The organism is Flavobacterium panacagri, from assembly GCF_030378165.1.
Lineage (GTDB): Bacteria > Bacteroidota > Bacteroidia > Flavobacteriales > Flavobacteriaceae > Flavobacterium > Flavobacterium panacagri.
On the sequence record NZ_CP119766.1, the window covers coordinates 4,138,089 to 4,149,656 of the forward strand.

12 protein-coding genes are annotated in these 11,568 nt (G+C 31.7%); 7 read left to right on the forward strand and 5 right to left on the reverse strand.

Features of this window, described 5'->3' with window-relative positions:
* The first annotated feature begins 3 nt into the window (after positions 1–3).
* Together P2W65_RS18290 and recQ are read left to right on the forward strand one after the other, a co-directional pair.
* Positions 4–420, forward strand: a complete 417-nt coding sequence (locus P2W65_RS18290) for a DNA primase (protein ID WP_289659851.1) — start codon at positions 4–6, stop codon at positions 418–420.
* A gap of 143 nt (positions 421–563) precedes the next feature.
* A complete protein-coding gene (gene recQ, locus P2W65_RS18295; RefSeq protein WP_289659852.1) occupies positions 564–2,678 on the forward strand; it encodes a DNA helicase RecQ in 2,115 nt (704 codons plus the stop codon).
* Between the two features lie 127 nt (positions 2,679–2,805).
* On the opposite strand, the gene P2W65_RS18300 is transcribed toward recQ, so the two are convergent.
* The 5 genes from P2W65_RS18300 to P2W65_RS18320 all read right to left on the reverse strand — a co-directional run bounded on the left by P2W65_RS18300 (position 2,806) and on the right by P2W65_RS18320 (position 8,536).
* Positions 2,806–3,321, reverse strand: a complete 516-nt coding sequence (locus P2W65_RS18300) for a DinB family protein (RefSeq protein WP_289659853.1) — start codon at positions 3,319–3,321, stop codon at positions 2,806–2,808.
* Positions 3,322–3,344: 23 nt separating this feature from the next.
* Positions 3,345–5,930, reverse strand: a complete 2,586-nt coding sequence (locus tag P2W65_RS18305; RefSeq protein WP_289659854.1) for a phosphoenolpyruvate carboxylase — start codon at positions 5,928–5,930, stop codon at positions 3,345–3,347.
* A 91-nt stretch (positions 5,931–6,021) separates the two neighbouring features.
* Positions 6,022–6,501 (reverse strand): Lrp/AsnC family transcriptional regulator, encoded by a 480-nt coding sequence (locus tag P2W65_RS18310; protein WP_008468989.1) that lies wholly within the window; start codon positions 6,499–6,501, stop codon positions 6,022–6,024.
* Between the two features lie 77 nt (positions 6,502–6,578).
* A complete protein-coding gene (locus P2W65_RS18315) occupies positions 6,579–7,733 on the reverse strand; it encodes a M14 family metallopeptidase (protein ID WP_289659856.1) in 1,155 nt (384 codons plus the stop codon).
* A gap of 251 nt (positions 7,734–7,984) precedes the next feature.
* On the reverse strand, positions 7,985–8,536 hold the full coding sequence (locus P2W65_RS18320; RefSeq protein WP_289659858.1) for a 1-acyl-sn-glycerol-3-phosphate acyltransferase: 552 nt from the start codon (positions 8,534–8,536) through the stop codon (positions 7,985–7,987).
* Positions 8,537–8,600: 64 nt separating this feature from the next.
* Between P2W65_RS18320 and P2W65_RS18325 the strand changes: the two genes are divergently transcribed.
* Genes P2W65_RS18325 through P2W65_RS18345 form a run of 5 tightly spaced genes read left to right on the forward strand, consistent with a single transcriptional unit; the run spans position 8,601 to position 11,484 of the window.
* Positions 8,601–9,266 carry a spermidine synthase gene (locus tag P2W65_RS18325; RefSeq protein ID WP_289659859.1) on the forward strand — a complete coding sequence of 222 codons (666 nt, stop codon included), beginning with the start codon at positions 8,601–8,603 and terminating at the stop codon, positions 9,264–9,266.
* Between the two features lie 4 nt (positions 9,267–9,270).
* Entirely contained in the window at positions 9,271–9,948 is a 678-nt protein-coding gene (locus P2W65_RS18330; protein ID WP_289659861.1) for a peptidoglycan DD-metalloendopeptidase family protein, read from the forward strand.
* 6 nt (positions 9,949–9,954) lie between these two features.
* Positions 9,955–10,431, forward strand: a complete 477-nt coding sequence (locus tag P2W65_RS18335; protein WP_289659863.1) for a hypothetical protein — start codon at positions 9,955–9,957, stop codon at positions 10,429–10,431.
* Positions 10,432–10,440: 9 nt separating this feature from the next.
* Positions 10,441–10,965 (forward strand): hypothetical protein, encoded by a 525-nt coding sequence (locus P2W65_RS18340; RefSeq protein ID WP_289659864.1) that lies wholly within the window; start codon positions 10,441–10,443, stop codon positions 10,963–10,965.
* 48 nt (positions 10,966–11,013) lie between these two features.
* Complete coding sequence (locus P2W65_RS18345) at positions 11,014–11,484, forward strand: nuclear transport factor 2 family protein (RefSeq protein ID WP_289659865.1); 471 nt, start codon at positions 11,014–11,016, stop codon at positions 11,482–11,484.
* Positions 11,485–11,568 lie beyond the last annotated feature (84 nt).

Here is an 11,568-nt window from a genome sequence, read left to right on the forward strand (position 1 = left end):
TTTATGAAAAGAGTTATAGTAGACTACGCTAAACTTACCAATGAAATTTTAAACCTTTTGGTTGAAAAATTTCCTGATGGTTACGATGATTCGGATGTAATCCGTTTTAGAAATGCTAAAAACGAATTGGTTGAGGCAGTTGAAGTACGTACTGAGGACACTATTTACTTAGTTAAAATTAGTACTAAACTTGCTGACAGAATTGAAAACTACGATGAAGATGATGATTTAGATGTTGATGTAGATGCAATTGCACCAGTAAAAGGTATGGATCTTGATGATGATATTAGCGACGACGATGACGACGATGATGACAATCAAGATAAACCAGATTCTGACGGTGGAGAGGATGATGACGATGATGATGACAACGATAAAGCAGATACTGATTACGATGAAGATGAAGAGGATGAAGATTAATTCATTTTCTTTGAAATAAATAAAAGGAACTCTATTGGGTTCCTTTTTTTATATTTTGAATTAAACTTTAAATAAAATTTATATTTTTATGTTTTGTAAGATTATTTTTAAATTTACCCACTCAACATAAAAATTATACGCCAATGACTTCAGAAATTTTACACGCAACTTTAAAAGAAAATTTTGGGTTTGAAAAATTCAGACCAAATCAGGAAAATATAATAAGTACGATACTTTCGGGACAGGATGCATTAGCTATTATGCCTACTGGTGGTGGAAAATCAATATGTTTTCAGCTTCCGGCTTTAATATTACCTGGAATTACAATTGTAATTTCTCCTCTGATTGCTTTAATGAAAGATCAGGTTGATAGTTTAAAAACTAATGGAATAGCAGCTTGTTATATTAATAGTTCGCAATCTTCTCAAGAGCAGCAGTATTATATTGATAATTTAAAATCAAATCATTTTAAATTAGTTTATATCGCTCCCGAAAGTTTATCTTATTTGGATATGGCTTTTAATGAATTGACAATTAGCTTGATCGCAATTGATGAAGCACACTGTATTTCCTCTTGGGGACATGACTTCAGGCCGGCTTATACCAATTTAGGTTATTTAAAAAGCCGCTTCCCTTCTACTCCTGTTTTGGCCTTAACAGCTACAGCTGACAAAGCTACTCGTACAGATATTACAAAACAATTGAATCTTAAAAAACCGAAAACTTTTATTGCTTCTTTTGATCGAAAAAACCTAAGTTTAGAAGTACGTCCAGCTTTAGATCGAGTTAAGCAAATAATTGATTTTGTAGAAGATAAACCTAATGAATCTGGGATTATTTATTGTCTAAGCCGTAAAACAACTGAAGAACTTGCTGAAAAATTAAAGAAAAATGGCATTACCGCCAAAGCTTATCATGCTGGTTTAGATAATGATACACGAGCTAAAACTCAGGATCAGTTTATTAATGACGATTGTCAGGTTGTTTGTGCGACTATTGCTTTTGGAATGGGAATTGACAAATCAAATGTACGCTGGGTCATTCATTATAATCTCCCAAAGAATATTGAAGGTTATTATCAGGAAATCGGCAGAGCTGGTCGTGATGGCCTTCCCGCAGAAACCATTCTATTTGAAAGTTATGCTGATGTAATTCAGCTTCAGAAATTTGCTTCAGAGGGATTAAACGCAGATATCCAACTGGCAAAATTGGATCGTATGAAACAATATGCAGATGCTGTCAGCTGTCGCAGAAAAATTTTGCTTTCTTATTTTGGAGAACTGGTAACTGAAAATTGCGGAAACTGCGATATTTGCAAAAATCCTCCAACTTTTTTCGATGGAACGATTCTAGCGCAGAAAGCATTATCTGCTATTACACGTTTAAAAGAATCTGAACCTTTAGCTGTTATTGTAGACTTTCTAAGAGGCTCGAGAAATGCGTATATCTACGAAAAAAATTATCAAGAGCTAAAAACGTATGGAATTGGCGGTGATGTATCTTGGTATGACTGGAATCAATATTTAATTCAATTAATAAATTTAGGATATTGCGAAATTGCCTTTCATCAGCATAATAAAATATTGCTTACTCCTTTTGCCAAAAAAGTTTTATTTGAGGGTGAAAAAGTAAAGCTCACAACAGTCGTTAAAAAAGTTATTGAAAAAGCAGAAGCTAAAGAGATTAAAACTAGAGCAGTTAAAAATTCTTTATTTGAAACACTTCGCAAATTGCGTTACGAAATTGCAAAAGAAGAAGAAGTTCCAGCTTATGTTATTTTTAGTGATGCCTCTTTACGTCAAATGGAAATTTTAAAACCAATGAGTGATGAAGAGTTTCTTGCTGTTGAAGGTGTTGGAAAAGCAAAATTGGAAAAATATGGAGACGATTTCATCAAAGCTATTATTGAATTTGAAAGAAATAAATCGGTTGTTAAAAAAGAGAAAAAAGACAGTACATATTCGAAAACATTAGAATTATTTCAAAGCGGAATTTCTGTAAAAGAAATTGCAGAACAACGAAATCTAGGAGAAACTACAATTATTTCTCATTTAGCTAAATTATACGTTGACGGAAATGACATCGATTTAAATCAATTTGTTTCTGAAGATGAAATTTTGAAAATTGAAAAAGCTCAGATAGAATTGGAGAAGCCTGAAGCACTAAGACCGTACTTTGAATATTTTGAAGAAAAAATGTCTTATGATAAAATTCGATTTGGATTGGCGTTTTTAGAAAGAAAACACCAAAAAGCTTAAAAAAATATGTAAACCAAAATTTCAAAACTGGCTTCGCCTTCGTTTCTCAGAACTACAGGATTGAACAAGAATAGTAAACCCGACAGCTTTAAAACTGTCGGGTTTACTTTTTCTTTAAATTGAAACTTTATAAATATCTCTCTTCAAAAACTTTTTGATGATGTTTTTGGTGTCCAATTATAATAAAACCTAAAGCTCGAACAGAAATTTGATTACCAGAGGCAGTTCCTATTCTTTTGAGTTGATCGTCAGATAAACTTTTATAAAACAACATATTAGAATGTCTTACAGCAGAAAGCTCCGTTAACAAATCCTGTAGATGTCTTGAATTAGCATCGGTATTATCTGCATAATCTTGTTCTTCAAAACTTGGTAATGGCGTCTTATCATTTCTTGAAAAACGCAAAGCTCTGTAAGCAAAAATGCGTTCAGTATCAATGACATGCTGGATTATTTCTTTAATAGTCCATTTTCCTTCTGCGTAACGATAATCAAATTTATCCATTGGAATATTTTGAACAAATCGGATAAATTCATGCAGAGAGATTTCCAATTCTTCAATCAATTTTCCGTCACCCGCTTGTTTCAGATAAGTTCCGAAATGGCCTGAGTATTCATTTTCTAAAATATCGCTGACATTCATGTTTTTAAATTTAAAATTTCGTTTTAAGCAGAGTTTCTACTTGCATTAGTATTTCCAAAAAGAGATCTCGTTACGATTTTTTCGTAAACTTTGATCAAATCTTCGTTCGGAGTTTCTGCTTTATTTAATTCGTTAATTCTCAATAAAGCATATTGCTGAATTGTTAATAATGGCAATACAATACGCTCTCTAATTTGAATTGAGGCGATACCATCGGGATAATTTTCCATCAATGTTTTATGACCTGCAATTTTCAAAAGAAGTCTTTTAGTTTCCAAAAACTCTGTATGGATAATGTTCCAAAATTCTCCAAACTCAGGATCTTTACTCATGTAAGCTGTCAATGGTAAAAAAGATTTTGCTAATGACATCATACTATTCTCTAATAACGTCTTGAAGAATAATGAATTATGGTACAAATCGCTTACTTTGTTCCATTGCCCGCTTTCTTCAAAATGTTTTAAAGCTGAACCTACACCAAAGAATCCAGGTACGTTTTGTTTTAACTGACTCCAAGAACCCACAAACGGAATCGCTCTTAAGTCAGCAAAATCAAGAGATTCTGATTTACTTCTTTTAGATGGACGGCTTCCAATGTTTGTTTTAGAGTAGTATTTCAGTGTACTCATTTTTTCCAAATAAGGAATAAATTTGGGATGATTCTTAAAACTTAAATATTTTTGATAACCCAAATCGGCTAACTGATTCAAAATCTCAGTTTCATCTGCAGACAATTCATTTTTTTCTTTTCCAAAAACCTGATTAGTTACACCAGCAGTCAATAAGTTCTCAATATTATAACGGCAAGAATCTAAAGTTCCAAAATTAGAACTGATAGTTTGTCCCTGAACTGTAATTTGAATTTCTTTATTTTCAATTTTTGGCCCTAAAGAAGCATAGAATTTATGTGTTTTTCCTCCGCCACGTGCAGGAGGCCCTCCACGTCCATCAAAGAAAATCGCTTTAATTCCGTATTTTCTTGAAATTTCAGTCAACGAAATCTTTGCCTGGTAAATACTCCAGTTCGCCATTAAATAACCACCGTCTTTTGTTCCGTCAGAGAAACCAAGCATTATTGTTTGCTCATTTCCTCTTGATTTTAAATGTTTAGCATATTCAGGATTAGTATACAACTGCTCCATAATAGAATGTGCATTTTGTAAATCATCAACAGACTCGAAAAGCGGAATAACATCTACAGAAGGATTTTCCCAATTATTCAGACGAATCATGGCAAAAGTTTCCATTACATTCAAAGCACTTTCGTTATTACTAATAATATAACGATTAGCTCCTTCTTCTCCATTATTCTTCTGAATGGTTTTAATTGCCTGAACAGATTCTAAAGTAGATCTTGTAATTTCATCTTCGAAATCAGCTGGATTTAAATCTCCTTTAACTTTGGACAAAACATCAATTTTTTGATCTTCTGTCAACTCATAATAATTTGTTGGAAAAATTGAAGAACCAGAGTTTAAATAAAAATCTACAACATCTTTAAAAACTTTATTATGGATTTTACTGTTTTGACGAATATCTAAAGTAGCAAAATGGAAGCCAAACAAATTGATTTTTACCAATAAAGCCTCTAATTCATCTAGATATAAAGACTGATGTTTTTCGATTATGATTGCTCTAATTGTATTTAACTGTGTCAATAATTCTTCTAAAGTAATAAAAATATCCCCTTTAGAATAGAATACAGAACGGTAAAGTTTATGTTCAAGATCTGATACTAAACTATCTACACCTGAGAAAGTTAACTTACGTTTTAGATTTCTCATTTCTACATAATAACACTTTAAAATTGAAGTTCTTAAACGATCTGCAACTTTAAGTGTAATTTCTGTAGTAACGAATGGATTTCCGTCACGATCACCTCCAGGCCAGAAACCAAGTTTGATTAATTGGTTTTCAATTGGAGTTCCTTCTTTAATATTTTTTTGAAGGTAATGTACAATTTCTCCAGCTGTAGCATAAAATACATTTTCCAAGTACCAGATCAAACTTACCGCTTCATCATAAGGATTTGGTTTTTCATGCTGAATAAAAGGAGTTTTTCCCAGCTGTGCGAGCAATTGTTTAATCTGTAATAAATCGTTCTGACGAATTGCTTCTGTCAAATCGTTAATAATTCCTAATACAGGGCCAGGATAAAATTGTGTTGGGTGCGCTGTTAGAACCGTACGAACATTGAAGTTTTCTAAAAACTCTACCAATTCATCATCTTTTTCTTTTGCATCTGATTTTTCTTTAATATCACGTAAAGACCCGCGTCCTTCCATATTGTTTACTTCTGGAAAAGCAGCATCTTCAATTGCATCAAATAATACAATCTGGCGCTCTATGTACTGGATAAATCGAAACATTAAGTCGATTTTTTCAGTTTCTGAAGCGTTACTTAGAAATTTATTAGAGAAAAAATCAAAAATTTCTTTTGGAGTTTCTTGTTTTTTAAAGCCCGTTTCGCACGTTTCTGTAAATAAAGGCAGTAAAACTCCCGTATTATCTATAGAATCAAATGGTAATGTTATAAAAACACTATTATAGATGTGGTATTTTGAGAGAACGTCTTGATTAAAACGCTCAATTTTCGGCAACGTATACATAATCGTGTTATAGTTGGTTGGTTAATTAGTCATAAAAAAACCCCAAGAATAAACTTGAGGTATATTTTAATATAGCATTCAAGAAAAGTTATTACATATTTTTGAAAATAGTATGCATCAAACGCTTCTTATCATTTATACTTTCCTCTAAAGAAATCATAGTTTCAGTTCTGTAAACACCATCAATATCGTCAATCATGAAGATAACTTCTTTCGCGTGCTTAGTATCTTTTGCTCTAATTTTGCAAAAAATATTGAATTTCCCTGTAGTTACAGAAGCTACAGTAACGAATGGAATTTGGTTAATTCGTTCTAATACAAATTTTGTCTGAGAGGTATTATTTAGAAATACACCCACATAAGCAATAAAAGAATACCCTAATTTATCGTAATCTAAAGCTAAAGAAGACCCCATGATAATACCTGCGTCTTCCATCTTTTTTACTCTAACATGTACTGTCCCAGCAGATATCAATAATTTTTTTGCAATGTCAGTAAACGGAACTCTCGTATTGTCTATTAACATATCTAAAATCTGGTGATCTACTTCATCTAAACGAAATTTACTCATAATTGTTTAATTAATATTACTAATTGCTATTACAAAGTATAAAATTATATATAAAAAACAAGAAATTCACATAAAAATTAACTTTTTATTAATCCGTTAACAAATTTAACATTTTTATTTAAATAAAAATTTGCTATTTGACCCACTTTTGGAAAATTCGAGAAATCATCCGAATATTCTTCGCCTTTTGCGTCATATTCATAATGTCCAAAGAAATTTTCCAAATCACCTACTTCAACAATGTAGGCGTTAAAATGAATCTTATTTTCGATTAATTCTTCTTTGTATTGAGCGACAAAATTCGTAATAATTTCGATACCATCATAATTTATTTTGACATTTTTATACATAAAATCATAAAAAACCACATTATTTTGTGAAATATTCAAATATTCACCAATTCGATTATTCACTAAATCGTTTTCGGAAATTTGTTTGAAGCTCAAAATTAACGCGAAAAAGATGTACTTACGTGTAACTTCTCTATCGTAATCGCCTGGGTAATGTCCTGCTTCAAATAAAATGGTTGGAACTCCTAAATGTTGAAAAGTGTCTCCAATACAATTAATATTAAAAGAATCGTCAAAACGTCCAACCTGTCCTGGAATATATTCCTGAAGCACCTTATTGATGCCTGCAATGATATTTATTGCTTTTTGTCTGTTCTCATTTACTTCTCTTTCTTCATTATAAGAAGGAGCTAAAAAAGAAACAGTAGCAGGTTTTCCTTCAGTTCCTGCTCCAAATATTGTACGCTGATCGTGAAGGTTAAAACAATAGTGAGGTTTAAACTCTTCGAATACTTGACGTAAAACATTACTTTCTGGCTGCGTTAGATCTTGTGAATCACGATTCAAATCAATTTCGTTGGCATTTGCTCTGGTGTATAATCTGGCTCCATCCGGATTTAATATCGGAATCCAGTAAAAAGTAAACGTGTTGAGCATTCTTTTGGCAAAATCAGTATCATCATTCAATAAATTGATAAAGTCAAATGATGCTTTAGTTGTGGTACTTTCGTTTCCGTGCATCTGAGACCATAAATATACTCGCGTTGGACCAGTACCAATTTGATAACTGTATATAGGTTCGCCTAAAACAGACTTTCCTATAATTTGCACTTGGTTGTTGGTATTTAATCTATCTAAAATGGGTTGAATATGATCTAACGTCAAATATCTTCCAGATATACTCTGCTCTTTGTATTGTATAAAAAGATTTTCTAAATTCATTATGTTTTGATTAGTTGACAAAAGTAAAGATCTTTATTTGTACAATTATAAAACCCCGAAAGCTTTAACAATTTAATAGTGTAACCATTTTTTTGAAACAACAACTGAATTTGTTATTGTAAAATTCTAATCTTTATAAAAAGTATATTTATGCCTCATTTTTCCTAATTGAAAAATTAGCGCGTATTTGGAGATTGGTACAGAAAATTTTCAAATACGCGATTCTCGCGCGTTTGAAAAAAATGTCAGTTTTACAATTTAATGCCGTTCTCAGGAATTTTACCCAAAACTCCTTCATAATGTTTTTTCAAAACTTCGAAATCGGCTTCATAATTTCCCGTTGGATAAAATGGCTCTCCAAGATTTACCTCTTTTTTTCCCCAGTCAAAAGCTACGGGAACAATTGGCACTTTTGCTTTAAGTGCTATAAAATAAAATCCGGTTTTGATTTCTGTGACTGCTTTTCGAGTTCCTTCTGGTGCCACAGCCAAACGAAAGATTTCTTTGCGTTCAAAAATTGCGGCGATAGAATCTACTTTATTCAATCCGCCTGAACGATCCAAAGGTTCTCCGCCAACATTTCTAAAATAATAGCCAAAAGGAAACCTAAATAACTCTTTCTTTCCTACCCAATTCATTTGTAATCCAGAAATACCTCGTGTAAAAAGTCCTATATAAAAGTCATGATTACTGGTATGGGGCATTACCATTAGTATACATTTTTTTATTTCGGCATTTTTCAATCCTATTATCTTCCAGCCCATTAGCTTAAAGAATAAGAATTTATATAATAGTTTTTTCATTAAAGATGTAATATTTGATGCAAAATAAAAGATTTAATGGTAAATTTGAGTAAAAGCATACAAAATGATTCGAAAATTTTTCAGTTACATTATCCCCATAAAAATATTTAAAAAGAAATCAGCTAGAAGCAAAATGATCGAAGTTACCTGGGCAAACGGTGAATTGGTTTTGGATACTGAAAATACAAATTATTCCTATGGAAGCTTACAACGTATATTAAGGTACGGACTTCGAAATATAGGTTACGAGAATATTCTAAAAATGGATCATATTTTATTACTAGGGGTTGCCGGCGGAAGCGTTGTTAAAACCTTAGTAGATGAAATTGAATATAAAGAAAAAATAACGGGTGTTGAGATCGATCCAGAAATGATTCAAATTGCAAATAAGTATTTCAACCTCCATCAGATTAAACAATTAGAAGTGGTTATTGATGATGCTTTTGAATTTGTATTAAAAACAAAAGACAGATATAACCTCATTATCATTGATATTTTTGAAGATACAAATATGCCTAACTTTTTGTTTCAGAAGTTTTTTCTAGATAAAATCTGTACCTTATTAAAAGATAATGGTTATGTTTTATTCAATACCATGATTTTGGATGAAGCGCATAATGTTAGAAACCGAAAATATATTTCGGAAGTAAATTCAGAGCTTTTTACTACTAAAATGCTTCCTCGAATTGAAGTGCACAACGAAATAATAATTATAAATAAAGTAGCCTAATTTCATGAGACCTCTTACCTCCATATTAAATGCCTTACCCCCTACTAAAATAATTGATGAAACTATTAGTATTTCAGAATACACGCCTATTAATCTATCCGTTTCCAATAAGGAACTGATTGATGCAGGGTTGGATACATCAGAAGATTTTGAAAAGTACATTACAAATTATCTGGAAAGAAAAAATGCCAAAGTTGCTTTTGGTGGTTATATAGAAGGGCGTTTTTTGTATCAGAGAAGTTCTATTTTTTTGAATGAATCTAAACCAGAACGAAATATTCATATTGGTTTAGATTTATGGGCCGATGCTGGAACGACTGTTATCGCAGCATTGGACGGGAAGGTTCATAGTTTTAAAAATAACATCGGGTTGGGTGATTATGGGCCAACTATAATTTTGGAACATAAAGTAGAAAATGAAAAATTTTATACTTTATATGGACATTTGTCGTTAGAAAGTATAGAAAACTTAACGATCGGAGACTGTTTCAAAAAAGGCGAGAAGATTGCGTCCTTAGGAAAAGCTTCAGTAAATGGCGATTATGCACCGCATCTCCATTTTCAAATCATACACAATATCGAAAATTACTGGGGAGATTATCCTGGAGTCTGCAATACAAAAGACCTGAATTTTTATATTGAAAATTGTCCCGATCCTAACTTATTATTAAAAATTACTTAAATAGTTATGAAGAAAGCAGGATTGATTATATGTTTGTTATTATTAATTGGATGTAAATCTAAAACAGTAAGCAGAGATACTGAAGATTTAAAAATAAAAAAAGTTTCGGGAGCTGAAATAAATGCAAATCAACAGCAAAAAGCGTATGACTTAGGAAAAAGAGTGCTGATGACTTGTAATACTTCAAAATTTAAACCTTTTAATGAAACTGAAGTAACCAAATCGGTAATGGAAAATACAACCGAGGAACGTTTAACTAAGACCTGTCAAAGGTTTAGACAGTATTATGGAAATTTTATAGATTTAAAACTGGATGGAGTTTACAAAACCAAACAAGAAGTCATTTACCGCTATCACGCTTTATATAGCAAAAAAGTAGCGAACAAAGAATTGAGAGTCTTTGTAAATGATGAAAATCTCATTTCGTCCATAAAATCAATGGACTGGGATGAAAAATTTGATGCTAAATTGGCTAATCAATAAATTAAAAATATGAATTTTAAATTACCCCTTCTTCTATTATTGTTCATTTCGACATTTGCAAAAGCACAGCAAGCTATAAGTATAAAAGGTTCATCTCCTTTTCCTGCAACTCAGGAATATACTTTTATCTGCGAAAAATATGCTTATACAGGTGAAGCCAAGATTCAAATAGCAAAAACAGATAAAGGCGGTATTTTAAAAATCACAATTGATACAGCAAACGACAAAGCCCGAATTGCCGGCGGTTTGTATGTAGATTTGGCCAATGCCGATGTGATTGCCTGTACCGATAAAAATGTAAAAGAATCAGCGGAAGGAAAAACAACTTCCTATTATTATTTTACTCCCGCAGAATGGTTAAAATTGAAAAAGACCGACATTTATGCTGTTCGATTTATAATAGCTGGAGGTTCAAATGATTTTGGAAACCAGACTGGTTATTTTACCGCTTATAATAAAATGAATTATTTCTCGACAGCATTTGATAAAAGCAAAAAAACATTTGATACAGCTAAAGAAATTAGTGTTTTGTAATGATTTTTGAATCTAATAAATCTTTATATTTAACATTAAAAATTTCCTATGAATTCAAATGAAACCCTAATAACAAAATTTTATACTGCTTTTGCTAATGCTGATGCCAAGACAATGAGCGAATGTTATCATCCAAAAGTTCATTTTATTGATCCAGCTTTTGGTTTACTTAAAGAAGGTCAGGTTTCAAAAATGTGGGAAATGTTGCTTTCAAAAAGCAAAGGGAATTTAAAAATTGAGTTTTCCAATGTAAAAGCGGACGATTCTACCGGTTCTGCCAATTGGGTTGCTACTTATAATTTTAGCAAGACAAATAGAAATGTGATTAATAAAATTAGAGCCGAATTTGTTTTTCAAGATGGACTAATTATTAAACATACTGATAATTTTGATGTATGGAAATGGTCTAAACAAGCCTTTGGTCCTATGGGGTATTTACTTGGCTGGACAGGTTTCTTTCAGAAAAAAGTACAGAAACAAGCTTTGTTATCACTACAAAAGTTTCAGGAATCTAAATAATATCTTCATTAAAAACTTTAATTTCCAATAAGTTTTTTAATCAATATCTGCCTTTTTGCCCGATTATATTTATTTTGTTGCTTA

Bases quoted from the DNA above. Each gene is read 5' to 3' on its own strand.
- P2W65_RS18290 (WP_289659851.1), top strand. From the start codon at position 4: ATGAAAAGAGTTATAGTAGACTACGCTAAACTTACCAATGAAATTTTA.
- recQ (WP_289659852.1), top strand. From the start codon at position 564: ATGACTTCAGAAATTTTACACGCAACTTTAAAAGAAAATTTTGGGTTT.
- P2W65_RS18300 (WP_289659853.1), bottom strand. From the start codon at position 3,321: ATGAATGTCAGCGATATTTTAGAAAATGAATACTCAGGCCATTTCGGA.
- P2W65_RS18305 (WP_289659854.1), bottom strand. From the start codon at position 5,930: ATGTATACGTTGCCGAAAATTGAGCGTTTTAATCAAGACGTTCTCTCA.
- P2W65_RS18310 (WP_008468989.1), bottom strand. From the start codon at position 6,501: ATGAGTAAATTTCGTTTAGATGAAGTAGATCACCAGATTTTAGATATG.
- P2W65_RS18315 (WP_289659856.1), bottom strand. From the start codon at position 7,733: ATGAATTTAGAAAATCTTTTTATACAATACAAAGAGCAGAGTATATCT.
- P2W65_RS18320 (WP_289659858.1), bottom strand. From the start codon at position 8,536: ATGAAAAAACTATTATATAAATTCTTATTCTTTAAGCTAATGGGCTGG.
- P2W65_RS18325 (WP_289659859.1), top strand. From the start codon at position 8,601: ATGATTCGAAAATTTTTCAGTTACATTATCCCCATAAAAATATTTAAA.
- P2W65_RS18330 (WP_289659861.1), top strand. From the start codon at position 9,271: ATGAGACCTCTTACCTCCATATTAAATGCCTTACCCCCTACTAAAATA.
- P2W65_RS18335 (WP_289659863.1), top strand. From the start codon at position 9,955: ATGAAGAAAGCAGGATTGATTATATGTTTGTTATTATTAATTGGATGT.
- P2W65_RS18340 (WP_289659864.1), top strand. From the start codon at position 10,441: ATGAATTTTAAATTACCCCTTCTTCTATTATTGTTCATTTCGACATTT.
- P2W65_RS18345 (WP_289659865.1), top strand. From the start codon at position 11,014: ATGAATTCAAATGAAACCCTAATAACAAAATTTTATACTGCTTTTGCT.